Origin of the sequence: Pseudomonas sp. Au-Pse12 (genome assembly GCF_021341665.1) — a bacterium.
Classification (GTDB): domain Bacteria; phylum Pseudomonadota; class Gammaproteobacteria; order Pseudomonadales; family Pseudomonadaceae; genus Aquipseudomonas.
In genome coordinates this window covers 61,214-81,048 of the sequence record NZ_JAJTTH010000003.1, presented here as the reverse complement: position 1 = coordinate 81,048, position 19,835 = coordinate 61,214, and the positions used below count along the sequence as shown (strand labels likewise).

Genomic DNA, 19,835 nt, shown 5'->3' with positions numbered 1-19,835 from the left:
ATATACAGCAATCGAGGAGTCTCGCCATGTCTCTCACTTTCCTGACCGGTACCGAACGCTCGCAGCCGTTGCCAGCTCGTTTTCTGGAGCTGGGCGACAGCGAGCCTGCCTCTATGGCCAATGACCCCAGCGGCAGCGGTTTTTCCCTTGACCGGACTCTGGGGCTGGGCGCGCCACAGATCCACGGCCTCTTGGTGGACGACGACAACCTGCTGGGGTTCGGTATCTATCCCGGTGACCGGCTGATCGTCGATCGTTCGGCCACTCCGGTCGTCGACCAGTACCTGGTGGTACGGCCCCAGGGCGCCAGCGAATACTCGTTGCGCCTGCTGGCGCCCGATCCTCGTGGCGGCTTGCTGCTCAAGGCGGCGCGCCCTTCAATCCCTTCCATCGTTCTGGATGACCTGGGCTCGATCGAGATCTGGGGCGTGGTGCTGTGGGTGGTCAGTTATGTGGGGCGCAAGCAACCCTGATGAGTGTGGTGGACGCTTCAAACCGTTAAAGGAACAGATGATGGTCAATGTCGAACAACTGAAAAACAGCGTGAACAGCATGTCTGCCGATGTGGTGCGTGAAGCGGTGCTTGAATTGCGCCTGGACGGGCTGGTCACCGAGGGCAAGACGCCCTTCAACAAGCTGCACTTCAATACCTGCTTTGCCGAGATCGAAGCCTTGTTCCAGCGTGCGGGCTATCACCGGCAACTGGATGTAGTGGGTTACCAGGGGTTGCTGTACGCACTCTACGATCCGGGCCGCTGGGAGGCGGTGGATGTGCTGCGCTGGCTCAAGGAGTTCACCGAGGCGGCAGCCCTGGCCAAGCAGTCCTGCGCCTGAGGCCTTGGAAACTGTTCCTAGGTTCCTTGCGGCGGCTGTTGGATAATGCCGCCCTGCATTGATCCTTTGAGCTTTTCTGTATGTCCTCCGCCAGTTTTTCCGCTGCACAGCATCAGGCCAGTACCTTGTACCTGCCCCCAGGCTCCTGGCCGACGGTGCTGGATTGCCTGTGTGATCACTTCAAGGCCATCAGCCGCGAGCAGTGGCTCGACCGCATCGCCCGTGGTCGGGTGCTGGACGGGCAGGGCCAACCCATCAGCCAGGAGCTGGCCTATCGCGAAGGCTTGCGGATTCACTATTTTCGCGAGGTGCCGGACGAGAAGGTCATTGCCGTCGAGGAAACCATCCTCTACGCCGATGAGCATCTGGTGGTGGCGGACAAGCCGCACTTTCTGCCGGTGACCCCGGCAGGCGAGTACGTTGAACAGACCTTGCTGCGGCGCTTGATCCGACGCCTGGGCAATCCGCACCTGGTGCCTTTGCATCGCATCGACCGGCATACGGCGGGGCTGGTGCTGTTTTCCGCGAATCCTGACAGCCGTTCGGCCTATCAGGCCCTGTTTCCTACCCGCAAGATTGAAAAGCGCTACGAGGCGATTGCCGGTGCCTTGCCGCACCTGAGCTTTCCGCTGGTGCACAAGAGCCGGCTGGTGGACGGTGAACCCTTCTTCCGCATGCAGGAAGCAGAAGGGCTGAGCAATACCGAGACCGCGATCGACGTGAAGGAAAAGCACGGTGACCTGTGGCGCTACGCCCTGTACCCGGTAACGGGCAAGAAGCATCAGCTGCGGGTACACATGAGTGCCCTGGGGGCGGCGATCTGCAATGACCCGTTCTACCCCGAGGTGCTCAAGGACGCCGAGGACGATTTTGCCAAGCCACTGAAGTTGCTGGCCCAGGGACTGCGTTTCATCGACCCGCTGACCGGGCAGGAGCGCGAGTTCGAAAGCCGCATCAGCCTGTCGTGGTGAAGAACCATGGCGCAGAAAGAATAAAACCCGCATCGGCGGGTTTTATTGCTTTCAGATCGACAACCGTCGGGCTTACAGCTCTTTGACGGTACGCACCTGATCCTTGTTGATGCGAGTCTGCTTGCCGTCCAGCTGTTCAAACTCGTAGAAACCGGAATCCTTGTCGTATTTGGGGGTGTCGACGGCCTGGATTTCGCGACCGTCATTCAAGGTGATCACTGTCGGCGATGCGCAACCGGCGAGAGTGGCCAGGCCCAGTGCGAGCATGAAAGTGGCGAGGGTCCGTTGAGTCATTGTGTGTCTCCGAAATGAGTACTTTTGAGTGCTGGTCTTCAGACGTATACAACGCCTGCAAGTTCCTTGGCCAGGGACATTCTGCCACGTTGCCGGGCGGATCGCAGGCGTTCGGCACGGCAGATTAGCGTGCCGCGCGTCAGTGTCCAGCGGCTGGCCGGGCCGCGGTGATTGCCGGTGGCGCAGCGGCGGCAAAGGAGGGCGCTGTGATATAACACCGGGCTGTTTCTCCTACCTCTGGATCGAGCCTATGAAAGCCAAGGCTGATGTACCTTTTGCTCCGCTGAACATTGCGGTGTTGACCGTCAGTGACACTCGCACCCTGGAAACCGATACCTCCGGGCAGGTCTTTGTCGAACGCCTGGGCGCCGCCGGCCATCGTCTGGCGGCGCGGGTTCTGCTCAAGGACGATCTGTACAAGATCCGCGCCCAGGTCGCGACCTGGATTGCCGACGACGTGGTCCAGGTGGTGCTGATTACCGGCGGCACCGGCTTTACCGGGCGCGATAGCACCCCGGAAGCAGTGGCATGCCTGCTGGACAAGCAGGTCGATGGCTTCGGCGAGTTGTTCCGGCAGATATCGGTCGCTGATATCGGCACTTCCACCGTGCAGTCCCGGGCACTGGCCGGGCTGGCCAATGGCACCCTGGTGTGCTGCCTGCCGGGCTCCACCAATGCGGTGCGTACTGGCTGGGACGGGATTCTTGCCGAACAGCTGGATTCGCGGCATCGCCCCTGCAATTTTGTTCCGCACCTGAAACAGGCGGCGCCCTGTGAATCCCGTGGGTAAGCCGGGCAAGCTCGGCGCCCTGATGCCGGTGGAGGAGGCATTGCAGCGCCTGTTGGCGATGGCCGAGGCGGCCCCGATAGTCGAGCGTGAACGCTTGCCATTGGCCGACACTCAGGGCCGGGTGCTGGCCGAGGAGCTGATCTCCAGCCTGGACCTGCCGCCCTGGCCCAACAGCGCGATGGACGGCTACGCCTTGCGTCTGGAGGACTGGCAGGGGGAGCCCTTGCCAGTCAGCCAGCGGATCTTTGCCGGCCAGGCCCCTGAGCCATTGCAGCCTGGAACCTGCGCGCGGATTTTCACTGGTGCGCCGGTGCCGGCAGGCGCGAATTGCGTCGAAATGCAGGAAAACGCCCAGGTCGAGGACGATCAGCGGGTGCGGTTTGGCGAACCTCTGAAAATCGGCCAGAACATCCGCCCTCAGGGGCAGGAAACCACTGTGGGCGAACAGGTACTGGCGGCCGGTACTCGCCTGGGGCCGATCGAACAGGGCCTGGCCGCCTCACTGGGCTGCGCCGAGCTTGAAGTGCTGCGCCGCGTGCGGGTGGCGGTGCTGTCCACCGGTGACGAACTGGTGGAACCCGGCCAGCCGCTGGGGCCGGGACAGATCTACAACAGCAACCGGGTAGTACTGTGCAGTTGGTTGCAGCGCCTGGGTTGCGAAGTGCTGGATGCCGGAATCCTGCCTGACGACCTGCCCGCGACCCGTCAGCGCCTTGCGGAACTGGGGACCGTCGACCTGATCCTGTCCACTGGCGGTGTCTCGGTGGGCGAGGCGGACTTCCTCGGCATCGCCCTGCGCGAAGAGGGTGAACTGGCCCTGTGGAAATTGGCGATCAAGCCCGGCAAACCCCTGACCTGCGGCCACTTTCGTGGTGTGCCGGTGATCGGCTTGCCTGGCAATCCGGCGTCGACGCTGGTGACCTTCGCCCTGCTGGCGCGTCCTTACCTGTTGCGCCGCCAGGGCGTGCAACAGGTGCAGCCGTTGAGTTTCCCGGTGCCGGCGGGGTTTGACTGGCCTCATCCTGGCAATCGTCGTGAATACCTGCGCGGTCGCCTGGAGAATGGGCGGGCAATCATCTACCGCAACCAGAGTTCAGGCGTCCTGCGCAGTGCCGCCTGGGCCGAAGGCCTGGTGGAGGTACTGGAAGGGCGGACCCTTGCGCAAGGCGATGAGGTCAACTTCATTCCTTTGAGCGAAGTGCTGGATTGATCGAGCGCGGGCCCGGTTCGGTGTCGGGCCCGCACCTCGCGGTTCAGCGCAACAGGAGCAACAGCAACAAGCCGAAACGGCTGTGGAAACCCCAGGTCACCAGCCCCGCCAGTATCGAGGCCGCCAGCGTCAGCCAGCCCACGCGCTTGAGTATCGACAGTAGCCTGGAGTGAGGCGCTTGTGCCTCGCAGGAGAGCGGCAGATCGAACTCCGGTGACGGGTGCCCCGTCAGCCAGGAGCTGTCCTTGATGCGGGTGAGGGGTGAATGCCCTCGTGGATAAAACCCCTTGTCGTTCATGACAATTCACTTCCCTGTATGAGGCGTCAGCGCCTGCCATGCACAGTCACTTATTGGCCCGACAGGGTCAATTCAGGCAATTCTCATTCTGCAGTCAGAAAATTTACTTTAAGTCCTGCACCTTTTTTCAGGTCCTCAGGGCTGTCGCGTCAGGCTCATGGGCTCGACGCTGTTTCAGCGAATGCCGGGGGCGATCGGAGCCCGGCCATACAGGTCGTTGAAGCGCACGATGTCGTCTTCACCCAGGTATTCGCCGCTCTGCACTTCAATCATGACCAGGTCGATGACCCCGGGATTGCTCAATCGATGGGGGCGCCCGGGTTTGATAAAGGTCGATTCATTGGTGTCGAGCAGGAGTTCGTCTTCTCCGTTGGTCACTCGGGCCATGCCGCTGACCACGATCCAGTGTTCGCTGCGATGGTGGTGCATCTGCAGCGATAGCGAGGCGTTGGGCTTGACCACGATGCGCTTGATCTTGAAGCACGGCCCTTCCTCCAGCACGGTGTAGGTGCCCCAGGGCCGGGTCACCGTGCGGTGCAGCTTGTAGGCGTCGTGGCCCAGGCGCTTGAGTTCCTGGGCGATCAGCCTGACGTCCTGGCTGCGGTCGCCGTTGGCCACCAGGAGGGCGTCCGGGGTGTCGATGATGATCAGGTTGTTCAGGCCGACCCCGCCCACCAGGCGTGTGCGCGAGTCGATATAGCAGTTGTTGACGTCATGCAGCACGGTCTCGCCGCTGCACTGGTTGCCCTGTTCGTCTGCCGGCGTCAGTTCGCGGACGGCCTGCCAGGAGCCGATGTCGCTCCAGCCCAGCTGGCAGGGCACCACGGCGACTTTCTGCGAGCGCTCCATCACCGCGTAGTCGATGGAGATGTCCGGGGCCAGGGCGAAGCTGTCACTGTCCAGCTCCACTTGCAGTTCATGCTGGCCGTCCTTGCGGTGGCTCAGCTCCAGGCAGTGTTCCACGGCGCTGACCACGTCGGGCACGAACTCGCGCAGCTCCTTGAGAATCACGTCGGCACGCAGGCAGAACATTCCGCCGTTCCACAGGTGCAGGCCGCCATCGACATAACGCTGCGCCGTGGCGGCGTCGGGTTTTTCGACAAAGCGGCTGACCTGGAAGCTGTGCGGGTCCAGGGGCTGGCCTTTTTCGATATAGCCAAAACCGCTCTCGGCGTGGGTCGGGACCAGGCCGAAGGTCACCAGCCAGCCTTGCGCGGCCAGTTGTCGGGCGCTGTCCACGGCGCTGGCGAAGGCTTGTATGTCGTTGATCAGGTGGTCGGCTGGCAGTACCAGCAGTTGTGCATCGGCGCCATACAGGCGGCTGACGTGCAGGGCGGCCGCGGCGATTGCCGGGGCGGTGTTGCGGCCGCAGGGTTCGAGGATGAAGTCCAGCTCGACCCGGGCCTGGTTCAGCGGGCGATAGTCGTCGAGGGTACGAAAGAACACCTCCCGGTTGGTCACCGTCAGCAGGCGTGCGACGTCCTTGAGCCCGGTGGCGCGCACGAAGGTTTTCTGCAGCAGGCTTTCGCCGTCTGGCAGGCGCATGAAGGGCTTGGGCATCGCCTCGCGGGATATCGGCCACAGGCGGGTGCCGGCGCCGCCAGCAATGATGCAGGGAATGAGGATGCTCATTCAGAAGCCTCGCGAGTCATGATCAAGGACGGGCCGGTGCGTAAAAGAATGTACAGATCGAACCAGGCCGGCCCGTTTTCGATGCATTCCAGGTGCAATTCGACACTTTTTTCGGTTTTTCCAGGGTATCGGTTCCGCCCCGGTAACCGTTGATTCTGTGCCGGCCCGCTGATTCCCGGCTGGGCCCGGTGGCGCGAAGTGTACTCCTGGACCGCGTCGTCGAAGGGAATACCGGCGCGCCGCAAGATGTTCTGCCACTTCAGGCAGCGGGCGGGCGCTGGAAAAAATAAAACCTGACGACAGACTTTTTTTGCAGGCTGCAGGGTCAACATCCTTCATGGAGTTGATCAAGGGAGTCAGGGCTGATGAGTGAGCGCAAGGCAATGTTGATACTGCACGGCAAGCAGGCTCTCAACGACGAGGTGCGTGCGGCCGTCGAGGCCCGGCGCGCCGCCGGCTGGGACTTGCAGGTGCGCCTGACCTGGGAAGCGGGGGATGCCCAGCGCCTGGTGCAGGAAGCGCTGGCAGCCGGACATACCCGGCTGATTGCCGGCGGCGGCGATGGCACCCTGCGTGACATTGCCGAGGCACTGGCCCAGGCGCGGACGTCGGCCAGCCTGGTGCTGCTGCCACTGGGGACGGCCAACGATTTTGCCCGGGCCGCCGGTGTGCCGCTGGAGCCGGCGGCGGCCCTGGACCTGCTGGAGGTGCCGGCCCGGGCGATCGACCTGGGGGAGGTGGATGGGCAAATGTTCCTCAACATGGCCACTGGCGGCTTTGGCAGCCAGGTCACTGCCAACACCTCGGAGGAGTTGAAGAAGGTCCTCGGCGGCGCTGCTTATCTGTTCACCGGCCTGTCACGCTTTGCCGAATTGAGCGCCGCTTATGGGGAGCTGCAGGGGCCGGGTTTCCATTGGCAGGGCGAACTCCTGGCCCTGGGGATCGGCAACGGCCGCCAGGCCGGCGGCGGGCATGAACTGTGCCCGCAGGCCCTGGCCGATGATGGCTTGCTGGATATCAGTATCCTGCCGGCCCCGCAGGAATTGGTGGGCACTCTGAAGAGTCTGCTGGCGGGCGGGCTGGGGATCGACAATCTGTTTGTTCGGGCGCGCTTGCCCTGGGTCGAGATCAAGGCGTCCCGGGGTCTGGACATCAATCTCGACGGTGAGCCGTTGCAGGGCGATACCTTGCGTTTCACCGCCCGTCCCGCTGCGCTGCGGGTGCATTTGCCCGTGGATTCGCCGCTGCTCGGTGGCGCTCGCTGAGTCAGTCGTCGAGGCTGATGATGCGTTCACGCACGGCGAACAGCACCAGCCCGGCGACGTCGAAGATCTGCAGGCGTTTCATGATCTGCGAACGGTGGGTTTCCACGGTCTTGATGCTCAGCCCCAGGCCCAGGGCAATTTCGCGGGTGGATTTGCCACGCACGATCAGCCGCAGGATTTCCAGCTGGCGGGCCGTCAGGTTGTGGTTCTGGGACGGCGGAGGCGGCTGCTTTTGCACCCGGGTCAAGGCCTGGTTGATCACCGTATGGGCAATGGCCGGGCTCAGGTAGCGTTCGTTGTTGCGCAGGGCTTCCAGGGCATGTTCGAGCTCGGTGGCGGTGGTGTCCTTGAGCAAGTAACCATGGGCGCCGCCTTCCAGGGCCTGCATGATCAGGCTCGGGTCGGTGTGCATCGACAGGATCAGCACCTTGCTCTGCGGGTGAATCGCCTTGAGCCGGCGCAGGGCGTCGAGGCCGCCGGTGTGTTTCATCGACAGGTCCAGCAGGACGATATCCGGACGCAGCTTCTCGACCATTTCCAGCAGCAAGGAACCGTCATCGGCCTCACCGATCACGGCGTATCCGGGAATGTCCATGACCAGGGCACGCACGCCAGCCCTGATGAGCGAGTGGTCATCCACCAAGAGTAAATTACAGGTCAATGTAAAACCTTATTCGTGCTGGCCCGCTCCAGAGTGCGAGGGGCCCAGGGAAAGAGTGCTTCGATCTGGGTGCCCTGGCCGGCTTCGCTGGTGACCTTCAACAGGCCGCCCAACTGGCTGATCCGCTCCTGCATCCCGGCCATGCCACGTTGGCCCAGGGCGCCTGGGTCGGTCGCCGGCGAAAAGCCCAGGCCATCGTCGCTGATGAACAGCGAAAGGCCTTCGGGCAAGCGTTGCAGGCGCACCAGGAGGTTGTTCGCTTGGGCGTGGCGCAGGATGTTGGTCACCGCTTCCTGGGTGATGCGAAAAGCCGCGACGGCCATTTCCTCGGGAATTCCCGCCAGGCGCTGGTGGCATTCCAGGCTCCAGTGCACCGAGGTGTTTTCCAGGGTCTTGAGCAGGTGGGCGCGCAGGCTGGCCTCCAGCCCGAGGCTGTTCAACTGCCGAGGGTTGAGAATGGCAGAGACGTCGCGGACCTTGGCCAAGGTCTCTTCCAGGGTCGTGCCAAGGACTGCGCAGTGTTCTTGCAGCTCTTGTGGCAGGCGGCGCTTGAGCCAGTCGGTCTGCAGCTTGGCCGCGGTCAGCAGTTGGCCGATGTCATCGTGCAGTTCACGGCTGAGGCGGTGGCGTTCGTTTTCCTTGACCTCCAGCAGGCGCTCGGCGAGCTCCTGAGGCTGGAAACGGATGGAATGTCGTGAATAACCGTATTGCACCCAGATGCACGCCAGTGCCGCGATGTTGAGCATCATCAGTGCCATGGGCAGGGGCCAGCCCAGCCAATAGACCAGCACGCTGCCCAGGGTCGAGCACGAGCACAGCAACAGGCTGAGCCAGCGCAGATGATCACGGGAGGGGGGCCAAGAGAAGAGTGACTTGAGGCTGGCGTACATAGCGGATGGAGCCAATGGATGTTCGCTGCTAAGAGACCGGTCAAGTGGACATGACAGGGCTTGTTTGAGAAACGGTGCTATTTGAATACCCGGTTTCAATCAACGCTGTCTGTTCGTGTTGTTCAGGCCGAGTCGTAATTGCCGACATTGGAATCAATGTGCCATTAACTGTGTTGATTTATGCGCCGCATAATACCACCGAAGATACCGCTGGTCGCGTTTATACGTTCGGCTATATAGCGGTTCAGGGGCAACAAATGGGGGCGCTCAGGCACGTCAGTGCCATTAGCGGCAGGTATTTCCGAACAGGGCAGGAAATGCGCTTGGAGGCGGGTGTTAGCCTTTTGCACCGCTATTGGAACAGCCCATGACGTTCATGCTGCTAGTTGGAACTGTTGAGTGCTTGATGTCGCTTTTAGGTATGAGTTAATCAATAACGACCGTGCGCTTGACAGTTGGCCCGATATTTTATCGATATCGCGTAGTACAGGCGCTGGTTGGCGGGATTCTTATCGGCTATTGCGCCGGATAAATACAACTTCAACGGCTGCAAGATGGATGGGCGCAGCTACAGTTCTGTCCCACTTGGTCTGTCAGCTCTTCGATCAGCATGAGCTGTTCGCTGTCGTCCAGATTGAGCTGGCCATTGTTTGGGTCGATCAGTTCCAGTTGCCAGGCCATCAGCGTCAGGCAGCTCTTCAACGCATTGAGGATCGGGTCGTTGAGGTCCAGCGGACGGGGTGTCTGCTGGAGTACACCATGAATATGCCGGGAGAATTCGGCCAGCGGGCTGACAGCATGGCGAGCCGCGGCGCTGGCCAGGTTCTGCAGGCTGGCGAGGAGGCAATTGATCGCCTCTTCATCGTTTCTGATCAGCAGCAGGTGGCTCAGGCAGTCTTCCGATTTGGCCAGCAGAGCATGGGCTTCAAGCAGAAACTCGGGCAGCGGTGTAGCGCATTCATGGCCGTCCTTTAGCATGCTTATCTCCATGACTGCTTGTCTGATGGCTTGAAAGGGCGTTGGCTGAACGGTTTAAAAGCAGGACGCGATAGTTGCAACTGCATAGACGTTGCAACGAAAGACTTTTTTGCGGTCGCAGCCCTCTGAGCGAGTCGAGTGGCATCGATCCCGGTCCGTGCCCGTGTGCCTGTCTCAGCAAGGCGGCGCAAGCGTGCTGGGGCTGGGTGGGCGAGGGGCGTGGGGCTTGAAAGGAGGGCAAACCACCTTTCTGCGATCAAAAACAAAAGCCTGACTCCGTTCATGCAATGAGAATGGCGTCACATTAATGGCTATTGGATATTGCGAATATCAGGCTGGTCCTGATTGTTGATAGGGGAATCCCCTAGGCGCAGGAACCTTGCGCCGAAATAGAGGTCTCGCCGGCGCAGAGGGGTAGTACTGAATTGACCGTGCCAGTAAAGCATGATGTTAATGTGACATCAACGGCTTTGTGTGGCAATTTGCATACGGGTCAAGATACGGCGAATCTGGCCGATATCTGTCTTTAGTGAATTCATCAGAACAAGCCCAGGAGTCATTAATGGCCGGCATTCTCGACACGGTAGATCAACGCACGCAACTGGTGGGTGAGAATCGCCTGGAAATCCTCATGTTCCGCCTGGCCGGTCGACAGCTGTTCGCGATCAACGTATTCAAGGTCCAGGAAGTGCTGCAGCTGCCGAAGCTGACCCTGATGCCCCAGCGCCATCCATTCGTCTGCGGCGTGGTCAACCTGCGCGGCCAGACCCTTCCGGTCATCGACCTGTCCCAAGCCATCGGCATGCGTCCCCTGGTTCCGGGCCCCAACAGCACCATCATCGTCACCGAGTACAACCGCTCGGTGCAGGCGTTCCTGGTCGGTGGCGTGGACCGCATCGTCAACATGAACTGGGAAGCCATCATGCCGCCGCCCACCAGCGCCGGCCGCCAGCATTACCTGACCGCCATCAGCAAGGTGGATGACCAGCTGGTGGAAATCATCGACGTGGAGAAGGTCCTGGCGGAAATCGTGCCTTACAACGCCAAGGTTTCCCGGGACAAGCTGGAAGATCCGGTGCTGGAGCGTGCTCGTGGCCGCGAAGTGCTGCTGGTGGACGACTCCAACGTGGCGCTCTCGCAGTTGCGCGACACCCTGGGCCAGCTGGGGGTGAAGATGCATATCGCCAGCGACGGCCTCAAGGCCCTGAACATGCTCAAGGCCTGGGCCGATACCGGCGCGGTGATGACCGACAAGCTGCTGATGGTGTTCACCGACGCGGAAATGCCGGAAATGGACGGTTACCGCCTGACCACCGAGATCCGCAACGATCCGCGCCTGCGTGGGCTTTATGTGGTGCTGCATACCTCCCTGTCCGGCAGCTTCAACGAATCCATGGTGAAGAAGGTCGGTTGCGACAACTTCCTCTCCAAGTTCCAGCCGGACAAACTGGTGGACGTGGTTCGTCAGCGGCTGATGCTCGATGAAGTCAACGCCTGATAGCCTGCCCCGCTGACTCGATGCCAGTGCCTTTGCTTCGCCGGGGCGCTGGTATAGGGTGAGCGTTTTTCCCCTGCTGGGAGCTGGACATGCGTCTTAGCGCGCTTTATCGATACCCGTTGAAATCCGCCAGGGGCGAAACCCTGCAACAGATCGGCCTGGACAAGCTCGGGCTGCAAGGGGATCGCCGCTGGATGCTGGTGGATGAGGCCAGCGGGCGTTTCCTCACTCAGCGCGCCGTGGCGCGGATGAGCCAACTGTCGGCATTGTGCAATGACCAGGGCGGCCTGACCTTGAGCGCCCCCGGCTACGCCACCCTGCAAGTGCCGCTGCCGGCCGCCGATGCGCCTTTGCGTGGCGTGACTATTTGGCAGGACAGCCTGCGGGTTCCCGATGCCGGGGACGAAGCCGCTGACTGGGTCAGCCAATTCATCGGCAAGCCTACCCGCCTGGTGCAGGTGCCCGCGGAGCGGGCGCGAACCACCGCCGCCGGTTACGGCAGGGACGATGACCAAGTGGCGTTTGCCGATGGCTTTCCGCTGCTGCTGATTGGCCAGGCGTCGCTTGAGGACTTGTCCGCTCGGGTCGGACGGCCTCTGGAGATGCTGCGTTTTCGCCCCAATCTGGTGATCGAGGGCAGCGCGGCCTTTGCCGAGGACCAGTGGCGACGCATACGGATTGGCGATGTCGAGTTTCGTGTGGTCAAGCCGTGCTCGCGTTGCATCCTCACCACCATCGATCCACAGACCGGCGAGCGCAGCGCCGACCGCGAACCCCTGGCCACCTTGCAGCAGTACCGTGCCCAGGCCGACGGGGCGATGTTCGGGCAGAACCTGGTCAACGATGGCAACGGCCGCTTGCAGGTAGGGATGCCGGTGACGGTTCTCGAATAACCGCAGCCACCATGAAAAATGCCCGTCTCCTGGGAGACGGGCATTTTTTATTCCTGCGATAACGCGGCGGGGTCGATCAGCCGCGGTATTCGCACAGATAAGCCGTGTCCACCGCGACTTTCAGCTGGAACTTGCTGTTGGCCGGGACGTTGAACTGGCTGCCGGCAGGGAAGGTTTCCCAGTCGGCGCTGTCCGGCAGGCGCACGGTCAGGGCGCCGGAGACCACGTGCATGATTTCCCGTTGTGCGGTGCCGAACTCGTATTCGCCCGGGGCCATGACGCCAATGGTGGCTGGGCCTTCGGCCGTGCCGAAGGCAATCGACTTGACGGTGCCGTCGAAGTACTCGTTGACTTTAAACATGGGCGATTCCTCAAGAAAGGGTCAAAAAGGTCGGCCAGTATGCACAAGGCCTCAAAGGCCGTCACCTGCCGCCATCAAGGAAGAATCAGTGGCAATAAGCGCGCTGTATTGCGGGCATCTTCCAGGGCTCGATGCTGCTGGCCACTGAACTGCATGCCGGCCAGTTGCAGGGCCGCGTTCAGGCCCAGGGGCCGCTCCAGGCGCCGAGCCTTGGCGAAGCGCTGCTTGAGGTTCATGTGCGGCACATCATTGAGCAGGCTGTGCAACTGTTGGTTGTGCCACTCCAGCTGCAATTGCTTGCGGTCGTAGTCGCCCCAGCTGGCCCAGCCCTCCAGGCGCGGTTGATGCTGGCCAAGCCAGCGTTCGAACAGCCCCCAGACTTCACTCAGGGGCGCGGCGCTGTCGATATTGGCCTGGGTGATGTGGGTCAGTTCGCGGCAGAACGGCGTCAGCCTCGGGCGCCGGAGCGGGCGGACGAAACGCTGGAAGTGGTCCTGTTCCCGGCCCTGGCGGTTGACGAGGGTGGCGCCGATCTCAATGATTTCCATCTCGCTCACCGGCCAGCCCCCTTCATCCGTCGTGGCTTCCAGATCTATTACCAGCCAGTGGGGCATCACAAATTCCAGCCTTGAAACATCCTGAAGAGGCTTGAGCGTAGCCAAAGCCGAGGCATCCGCCTAGGGGCAGTGCTGCGCCAGTGCATCGAGCGGCGTCGCGCGCGCTCGATGCCGGGGTCTGGCGCCGGTTGGCCGGGTTATTCCACCTCCACCAGCACCTGGCGGTTTTTCACCTGGTCCCCCAGGCTCACCTGGACCCGGGTGATCACGCCGTCGATCCCGGCCTTGAGCGGGTGCTCCATCTTCATCGCTTCCAGCACCAGCAGCAGTTGGCCCTTGCTGACGCTCATGCCCTCACTGACCAGCACATCGACGATTGCCCCATCCATGGGGGCCTTGAGGGTGCCGCTGTGGGCGCCGAGCGGGCCCTGCGCCGGGGCATGGGTGCGGTCCTGCAAGTGCAGGCTGCCGTGGGCGTTGCTCAGCCACAGCTCCCCGCCCCGCAGCCGATAGGCGCACTGCCGGCGAATGCCGTCGATCTCCAGGCTGGCCCGCCGGCCATCGGCACTGCGCACCTTGAGTTGCAACGGCCCAGTGTCCTGGCGTATTTGCAGCGCTCCCGAGGGGCCCGCGCTCAGTTGCAGCGACCATTGGCGCTCCTGCACGCCGAGACGGTAATCCAGGGGCCCCCCGGCATTGTTGCTCCAGGCGTTCAGGGCCGGGCCATGGGCGCTGGCGCTGTGGTGATGGAACAGCGCGGCGGCGATGGCCAGTTCCTCGGCAGTGGGCTCCTGGGGTTGCAGGCTCGGGTCCTGGGCAAAATGCTCGGCAATGAACGCGGTGCTGAAGTGGCCGCTGGCGAACACCGGGTGGCGTAGCAGGTTGGCCAGCAACCGGCGGTTGCTTTCCAGCCCCAGCAGCACGCAATCCTCGACCCCGCGCAGCAGCTTGCGCCGCGCCTCTTCGCGGGTCGCGCCGTGGGCGATCAGCTTGCCCAGCATCGGGTCGTAGAACGGGCTGACCCATTGGCCTTCCTGCAAGCCATGGTCGGTGCGGACCCCAGGCGCCGGCTCCCAGCCCAGGATCTGGCCGGTCTGCGGCAGGAAGTCTTGCGCGGGGTCCTCGGCATACAGCCGCACTTCGATGGCGTGGCCGTCGAGTCGCACCTGCTCCTGGCTCAGGGGCAGCGGCTCGCCGGCCGCCACGTGCAGTTGCAGGGCCACCAGGTCGAGGCCGGTCACCAGCTCGGTCACCGGGTGCTCCACCTGCAGGCGGGTATTCATTTCCAGGAAATAGAACTGCCCGCTGGCATCCAGCAGGAATTCCACGGTGCCAGCGCCGACATAGTTCACCGCCCGCCCGGCCTTGAGCGCGGCCTCGCCCATGGCCTGGCGCAGCTCGGCGGTCATGACCGGGCAGGGCGCCTCTTCGATAACCTTCTGATGACGGCGCTGAATCGAGCAATCACGCTCACCCAAATGGATCAGCTGGCCATGCTGGTCGCCGAACACCTGCACCTCGACGTGCCGTGGTTCGAGCAGCGCCTGTTCGAGAATCAGCTCGTCGCTGCCAAAGGCATGCAGGGCTTCGGAGCGCGCAGTGCGGATCTGCTCCAGCAACTGCTCGGCTTGTTGCACCAGGCGCATGCCGCGCCCGCCACCGCCGGCGCTGGCCTTGATCATCAGCGGGTAGCCGATGCGCTGGGCTTCGCGCTGTAAGGTGGCGTCGTCCTGTTCCGCTCCCTGATAACCCTGGATGCAGGGTACGCCGGCTTCGAGCATGGCGAGCTTTGAGCGACGCTTGCTGCCCATCAGCTCGATGGCCGCGGCGCTGGGCCCGATAAACACCAGCCCGGCGCTTTCACAGGCGGCGGCGAACTCGGCATTTTCCGAAAGAAAGCCATAGCCGGGGTGGATGGCATCGGCGCCGGTACGCCGGGCGGCCTCCAGCAGCGCGGCGCCGTCGAGGTAGGACTGCTGCACCGCGGACGGGCCGATGTGCACGGCTTCGTCGGCCATTTGCACGTGCAGGGCCTCGGCGTCGGCATCGCTGAACACGGCCACGGTGCGATAGCCCAGAGCCTGGGCGGTGCGCTGGATGCGGCAGGCGATTTCGCCGCGATTGGCGATCAGGATCTTGCTGAAATTGGGCATACAGGCTCCCGGGAATCGGTGGGGGGCGTTGGCCGGCGAGCCGGCTCCTAGAATCGGTCAGCTGGCCCAGGCCGGTTTGCGTTTCTGCACGAAGGCCAGGGTGCCCTCGACACCTTCCTCGCCCAGGACCGCGTTGGCGAAGTCGCTGGCGGCCTGATCCAGCAACGGCCCCAGGGGGTGCTCGACACTCGCCAGGAGCAAGGCCTTGGTTGCCGCGTTGGCGCCCGGGGCGCAGCGCAGGACCTGTGCCAGCTGCTGTTCAAGGCGCTCCTCCAGCGCCTGCGCTCCGCTCTCGACAAAGTGCACCAGGCCCAGGCGCTGGGCCTCGGTGCCGTCGAAGCGGGCGGCGGTCAGGGTCAGGCGCCGGGCCTGGGTCAGGCCGATGCGCTGCACCACGAACGGAGCAATCTGTGCCGGCAGCAGGCCCAGGCTGGTTTCCGGCATGCCGAACTGCGCCGATTGCTCGGCAATGGCGATGTCGCTGACACAGGCCAGGCCGAAGCCACCGCCGAGCACCGCGCCTTGCAGCACGCAGAGCAGAACCTGCGGCAGGTTCTGGGCTTCTTCCAGCAGGGCGCCGAAGGCCCGGTTCAATTCGCGGTAGGCGCTGCTGCCATGGGCTCGGGCACCAGCCATGTCCTTGAGGTCGCCACCGGCGCAGAAGTGCTCGCCGCTACCCCGCAGGACCAGGGCGCGGATGCTCCGCCGGTCACGGACCGCGGCCATCACCGTGCGCAGTTCGGCGACCATTTGCAGGCTCATGGCGTTGCGGCTTTCGGGGCGGTTGAGGCGGATGAACAGCACGCCGTTGCGCGATTCCAGCAGCAGGGTCTGGCAGGCAGGAAGCGGGCTCATTTCTTTTTCCCCGGCAGGATGCCCATGAGCTTGCAGATGATCCCCAGCATGATCTCGTCGGCACCGCCGCCGATGGACACCAGGCGCACGTCGCGATAGGCCCGGGCCACCGGGTTGTCCCACATGAAGCCCATGCCGCCCCAGTACTGCAGGCAGCTGTCGCTGACCTCGCGGCCCAGGCGCCCGGCCTTGAGCTTGGCCATGGACGCCAGGCGGGTCACGTCCTGGCCGCGCACGTACTGCTCGGTGGCCTGGTAGACCAGGGCCCGCAGGCACTCGATCTCGGTGGACAGCTCGGCCAGGCGGAAGTGGATCACCTGATTGTCGATCAGCGGGCTGCCGAAGGTCTTGCGCTCCTTGCAGTACTCGATGGTGCTGTCGACGCAGTACTCCAGGCCCTTGATCATGTTCGCCGCGCCGAACAGCCGTTCCTCCTGGAACTGCAGCATCTGCATCATGAACCCGGCGCCTTCATGGCCAATGCGGTTGCGCTGGGGCACTCGCACATTGTCGAAGAACACCTGGGCGGTTTCCGAGCTGCGCATGCCGAGCTTGTCCAGGTGCGAACTGAGGCTGATGCCCGGGGTGTTCATCGGCACCATGATCAGCGACTTGTTGATGTGGGGCTTGTCGTCCGAGGTGTTGGCCAGCAGGCAGATGAAGTCGGCGCTGGGGGAGTTGGTGATCCACATCTTGCTGCCGTTGATCACATAGTCGTCGCCGTCCTTGCGCGCGTGGGTCTTGAGCCCGGCCACGTCCGAGCCGGCGCCGACTTCGGAGACGCCGATGCAGCCCACCTGTTCGCCGCTGATGGCCGGGCGCAGGAATTCATCGCGCAGTTCGTCGGAGCCGAAGCGCGCCAGGGCCGGGGTGCACATGTCGGTCTGCACGCCGATGGACATGGGAATGCCGCCGCAATGGATGGTGCCGAATTCCTCGGCGGCCACGATCGAGTAGCTGTAGTCCAGGCCCATGCCGCCGAATTTTTCAGGCTTGGAGATGCCCAGCAGCCCCAGTTCGCCAGCCTTGCGGAAAATCTCGTGGATGGGAAAGCGCCCGGCCTTCTCCCATTCCTCGACATGGGGGTTGATCTCGCGGTCGACAAAGTGGCGCACCGTGCGCCGCAGTTCTTCGTGTTCCTGGGTGAAGATCATTGTTGTTCTCCTCAAGTGGGGTCAGACCGCGAAATGTCCTATCAAAACCGTGCCACGCCAAAGCTGTTGGGCGCCAGCTCGCGCACCTGTGCCTCATGGCAGATATCCAGCAGGTAGCCCAGCAGGGTACGGGTGTCCCGCGGGTCGATCAGCCCGTCGTCCCACAGGTTGGCGCTGCCGTACAAGGCCGTGGATTGGCTGTCGAGCTTCTGCGCGGTGACCTGTTCCAGCATGTCGAGCATCTTCGGGTCGGCTTCCTGGCCGTTCTTCGCCTGCTTGGCCTCGGTGACGATGCGCAGCACCTTGCCGGCCTGGGCGCCGCCCATCACCGCGGTGCGGCTGTTGGGCCAGGCGAAGATGAAGCGCGGGTCCAGGCCGCGGCCGCACATGGCGTAGTTGCCGGCGCCGTAGGAACCGCCGACGACGATGGTCAGCTTCGGCACCCGGGCATTGGCCACCGCCTGGATCATCTTCGCCCCGTGCTTGATCACCCCTTGCTGCTCGGACTCGGTGCCCACCATGAACCCGGTGGTGTTGTGGAAGAACAGCAGCGGCGTGCGGCTCTGGTCGCACAGTTGGATGAACTGCGCGGCCTTGCTCGCGCCCTGGGGCGTGATCGGGCCGTTGTTGCCGATAAAGCCGCAGGCCCGGCCCTGGATCTGCAAATGGCCGCAGAGGGTCTGTGAGTCGAACTCGCCCTTGAACTCCAGGAACTGCGAGCCGTCGGCCAGGCGAGCGACTATTTCCCGGGCGTCGTAGGGCTTTTTCGGGTCAGAGGGAATCAGCCCCAGCAATTCGTCGATGGGGTAAAGCGGCTCGCTCCAGGTCCGCGCCGGCTGCACCGGCAATTGGGCATTCCACGGCAGCAGGCTGACGATCTCGCGGACGATGCGGATGCCATCGGCATCGTTCTGCGCCAGGTACTCGGCGGTGCCGGCGACCTGGGCGTGCATCTCGGCGCCCCCCAGTTCTTCATCGGTGGCCACTTCACCGGTGGCGGCCTTGAGCAGCGGTGGCCCGGCGAGAAACAGCTTGGCCTTGCCGCGCACCACCACCACGTAATCCGAGAGCCCGGGCTGGTAGGCGCCGCCGGCGGTGGCCGAGCCGTGGACCACGGTGATCTGCGGCAGGCCCATGGCCGACATCCGCGCCTGATTGGCGAAGCTGCGCGCGCCCTCGACGAAGATTTCCGCGGCGTAGTTGAGGTTGGCGCCACCGCTTTCCGCCAGGGTCACCACCGGCAGCTTGTTCTCCATGGCGATCTGTTGCAGGCGCAGGGACTTTTTCAGGCCGCTGGGGGAAATGGTGCCGCCCCTGATCGCACTGTTGTTGGCCACCACCAGCATGCGCACCCCGCACACATAGCCGATGCCGGCGATCAAGCCCCCGCCGGCCTGGCTGCCGTCCTTGTCGTCGTGCAGCTTGTAGCCCGCCAGGCTGGCCAGTTCGAGAAACGGCGCGCCCGGGTCCAGCAGCAGGTTGAGGCGTTCGCGGGGCAGCAACTGGCCGCGCTGGTCGAACTTGGCCTTGGCTTCGGCCGCCTTGGCCAGCAGGTTCTGCTGCAGTTCCTGCAGCTGTTGCAGGCCCGCGAGCATGGCCTCGCGGTTCTGCGCGAACGACGGGGCATGAGGGTCGAGTTGGGATTGAATCACTGGCATGGCTTACTCCTCGCCCTTGAGCACATCGGGCAGGTAGGCGCGGTGGAAACCGTTGTACGACGCGCTGTTGCGTGCCTTGCTCAACGGCCAGGCGCGGCTGCCGAGGCTGGCGGCGCCGTCGATGCGCAGGGTGCTGCCGCTGATAAAGGCCGCGCCGGGGCTGAGCAGAAAGACGATGGCAGCGCTGACTTCCGATTCCGTGCCAATGCGCTTGAGCGGTACGTGCTCGCGCAGGGTGGGGATCACCGCCTTGAACGCGCCTTCGTAGGTGTCCATGCCGCTGGAGGCGATCCATCCCGGCGCCACGGCGTTGACCCGAACCCCGGCATGGCCCCATTCGTAGGCGGCGGTCTTGGTGAAGTTGTCCATCCCCGAGCGTGCCGCGCCGGAGTGGCCCATGCCGGGCATGCCGCCCCACATGTCGGCGAGCATGTTGACGATGCTCCCGCCGTGCTGGCTCATGGACTGGTTGAACACTTCCCGGGCCATGAGGAAACCGCCCACCAGGTTGGTGCGCAACACGGTCTCGAAGCCTTTCTGGTTGATCGAGGCCAGCGGCGCCGGGTACTGGCCGCCGGCATTGTTCACCAGGCCGTGGATCGGGCCAAAGCGTTCGATCAGCTGCGCCACCAGGGCCTTGACCGCGTCTTCGTCGCGAATGTCGCAGGCGCGCCAGTCGGCCAGGCCGCCGTCCTCGGCAATTTCCCCGGCAACCTGCTGCAGTTTTTCCGCCTTGCGCCCCACCAGCAGCACCCGGGCTCCCAGGGCTGCCAGCTCATGGGCGGTGCAGCGGCCGATACCGCTGCCGCCGCCGGTGACGATGATGGTCTGGCCGGCAAACAGTCGGGCTTTGAAAATCGAGTCGTACACCACGGCCACTCCT

At 63.5% G+C, this 19,835-nt stretch carries 22 protein-coding genes; 8 read left to right on the top strand and 14 right to left on the bottom strand.

Annotated features, from left to right (window positions below):
* The first annotated feature begins 26 nt into the window (after nt 1-26).
* From LXM55_RS08685 to LXM55_RS08675, 3 genes are all read left to right on the top strand, one after another.
* Nucleotides 27-473: a S24 family peptidase gene (locus LXM55_RS08685; RefSeq protein ID WP_233320024.1), complete on the top strand. Its 447-nt coding sequence runs from the start codon at nt 27-29 to the stop codon at nt 471-473.
* Between the two features lie 40 nt (nt 474-513).
* On the top strand, nt 514-834 hold the full coding sequence (locus LXM55_RS08680; protein ID WP_233320023.1) for a transcriptional regulator: 321 nt from the start codon (nt 514-516) through the stop codon (nt 832-834).
* An 80-nt stretch (nt 835-914) separates the two neighbouring features.
* Nucleotides 915-1,805, top strand: coding sequence for a pseudouridine synthase (locus LXM55_RS08675; protein ID WP_233320022.1), 891 nt, complete (start codon nt 915-917; stop codon nt 1,803-1,805).
* Between the two features lie 72 nt (nt 1,806-1,877).
* Here LXM55_RS08675 and LXM55_RS08670 read toward each other — a convergent pair whose 3' ends face one another.
* On the bottom strand, nt 1,878-2,099 hold the full coding sequence (locus LXM55_RS08670) for a YgdI/YgdR family lipoprotein (protein ID WP_233320021.1): 222 nt from the start codon (nt 2,097-2,099) through the stop codon (nt 1,878-1,880).
* A 250-nt stretch (nt 2,100-2,349) separates the two neighbouring features.
* On the opposite strand from LXM55_RS08670, the gene moaB reads away from it, so the two are divergent.
* Nucleotides 2,350-2,889, top strand: coding sequence for a molybdenum cofactor biosynthesis protein B (moaB, locus tag LXM55_RS08665; protein ID WP_015636514.1), 540 nt, complete (start codon nt 2,350-2,352; stop codon nt 2,887-2,889).
* Entirely contained in the window at nt 2,873-4,099 is a 1,227-nt protein-coding gene (locus LXM55_RS08660) for a molybdopterin molybdotransferase MoeA (protein WP_233320020.1), read from the top strand. Before moaB ends, LXM55_RS08660 begins: the two co-directional genes overlap by 17 nt.
* Before the next feature lie 43 nt (nt 4,100-4,142).
* Here the strand turns inward: LXM55_RS08660 and LXM55_RS08655 are convergent, their stop codons facing one another.
* The 3 genes from LXM55_RS08655 to LXM55_RS08645 form a co-directional block, all read right to left on the bottom strand.
* Nucleotides 4,143-4,397, bottom strand: coding sequence for a hypothetical protein (locus LXM55_RS08655; protein ID WP_233320019.1), 255 nt, complete (start codon nt 4,395-4,397; stop codon nt 4,143-4,145).
* Nucleotides 4,398-4,571: 174 nt separating this feature from the next.
* Nucleotides 4,572-6,029, bottom strand: a complete 1,458-nt coding sequence (locus tag LXM55_RS08650) for a mannose-1-phosphate guanylyltransferase/mannose-6-phosphate isomerase (protein WP_233320018.1) — start codon at nt 6,027-6,029, stop codon at nt 4,572-4,574.
* Nucleotides 6,026-6,358 carry a sugar transferase gene (locus LXM55_RS08645; protein WP_233320017.1) on the bottom strand — a complete coding sequence of 111 codons (333 nt, stop codon included), beginning with the start codon at nt 6,356-6,358 and terminating at the stop codon, nt 6,026-6,028. The genes LXM55_RS08650 and LXM55_RS08645 overlap by 4 nt, the downstream gene beginning before the upstream one ends.
* A 36-nt stretch (nt 6,359-6,394) precedes the next feature.
* On the opposite strand from LXM55_RS08645, the gene yegS reads away from it, so the two are divergent.
* Nucleotides 6,395-7,294: a lipid kinase YegS gene (gene yegS, locus LXM55_RS08640; protein ID WP_233320016.1), complete on the top strand. Its 900-nt coding sequence runs from the start codon at nt 6,395-6,397 to the stop codon at nt 7,292-7,294.
* Between the two features lies 1 nt (nt 7,295).
* Here the strand turns inward: yegS and LXM55_RS08635 are convergent, their stop codons facing one another.
* The 3 genes from LXM55_RS08635 to LXM55_RS08625 form a co-directional block, all read right to left on the bottom strand.
* On the bottom strand, nt 7,296-7,955 hold the full coding sequence (locus LXM55_RS08635) for a response regulator (RefSeq protein ID WP_233320015.1): 660 nt from the start codon (nt 7,953-7,955) through the stop codon (nt 7,296-7,298).
* A complete protein-coding gene (locus tag LXM55_RS08630) occupies nt 7,952-8,845 on the bottom strand; it encodes a sensor histidine kinase (RefSeq protein ID WP_233320501.1) in 894 nt (297 codons plus the stop codon). The genes LXM55_RS08635 and LXM55_RS08630 overlap by 4 nt, the downstream gene beginning before the upstream one ends.
* A gap of 540 nt (nt 8,846-9,385) precedes the next feature.
* A complete protein-coding gene (locus LXM55_RS08625) occupies nt 9,386-9,823 on the bottom strand; it encodes a hypothetical protein (RefSeq protein WP_233320014.1) in 438 nt (145 codons plus the stop codon).
* Nucleotides 9,824-10,385: 562 nt separating this feature from the next.
* On the opposite strand from LXM55_RS08625, the gene LXM55_RS08620 reads away from it, so the two are divergent.
* Both LXM55_RS08620 and LXM55_RS08615 read left to right on the top strand, forming a co-directional pair.
* Nucleotides 10,386-11,321 (top strand): chemotaxis protein CheV, encoded by a 936-nt coding sequence (locus LXM55_RS08620; protein ID WP_233320013.1) that lies wholly within the window; start codon nt 10,386-10,388, stop codon nt 11,319-11,321.
* An 89-nt stretch (nt 11,322-11,410) separates the two neighbouring features.
* A complete protein-coding gene (locus LXM55_RS08615) occupies nt 11,411-12,214 on the top strand; it encodes an MOSC domain-containing protein (RefSeq protein WP_233320012.1) in 804 nt (267 codons plus the stop codon).
* 76 nt (nt 12,215-12,290) lie between these two features.
* Here LXM55_RS08615 and ppnP read toward each other — a convergent pair whose 3' ends face one another.
* The 7 genes from ppnP to LXM55_RS08580 all read right to left on the bottom strand — a co-directional run bounded on the left by ppnP (nt 12,291) and on the right by LXM55_RS08580 (nt 19,825).
* Nucleotides 12,291-12,575, bottom strand: coding sequence for a pyrimidine/purine nucleoside phosphorylase (gene ppnP / locus LXM55_RS08610; protein WP_011062476.1), 285 nt, complete (start codon nt 12,573-12,575; stop codon nt 12,291-12,293).
* A 74-nt stretch (nt 12,576-12,649) separates the two neighbouring features.
* Complete coding sequence (locus LXM55_RS08605; protein WP_233320011.1) at nt 12,650-13,189, bottom strand: exonuclease domain-containing protein; 540 nt, start codon at nt 13,187-13,189, stop codon at nt 12,650-12,652.
* 140 nt (nt 13,190-13,329) lie between these two features.
* Nucleotides 13,330-15,285, bottom strand: a complete 1,956-nt coding sequence (locus LXM55_RS08600; RefSeq protein ID WP_233320010.1) for an acetyl/propionyl/methylcrotonyl-CoA carboxylase subunit alpha — start codon at nt 15,283-15,285, stop codon at nt 13,330-13,332.
* A 57-nt stretch (nt 15,286-15,342) separates the two neighbouring features.
* Nucleotides 15,343-16,140 (bottom strand): enoyl-CoA hydratase/isomerase family protein, encoded by a 798-nt coding sequence (locus tag LXM55_RS08595; protein WP_233320009.1) that lies wholly within the window; start codon nt 16,138-16,140, stop codon nt 15,343-15,345.
* Nucleotides 16,137-17,294, bottom strand: coding sequence for a citronellyl-CoA dehydrogenase (atuD, locus tag LXM55_RS08590; protein WP_233320008.1), 1,158 nt, complete (start codon nt 17,292-17,294; stop codon nt 16,137-16,139). Before atuD ends, LXM55_RS08595 begins: the two co-directional genes overlap by 4 nt.
* Before the next feature lie 41 nt (nt 17,295-17,335).
* Complete coding sequence (atuC, locus tag LXM55_RS08585) at nt 17,336-18,952, bottom strand: acyl-CoA carboxylase subunit beta (protein WP_233320007.1); 1,617 nt, start codon at nt 18,950-18,952, stop codon at nt 17,336-17,338.
* Between the two features lie 3 nt (nt 18,953-18,955).
* Nucleotides 18,956-19,825, bottom strand: a complete 870-nt coding sequence (locus tag LXM55_RS08580) for an SDR family oxidoreductase (RefSeq protein ID WP_233320006.1) — start codon at nt 19,823-19,825, stop codon at nt 18,956-18,958.
* Nucleotides 19,826-19,835: the final 10 nt, after the last annotated feature.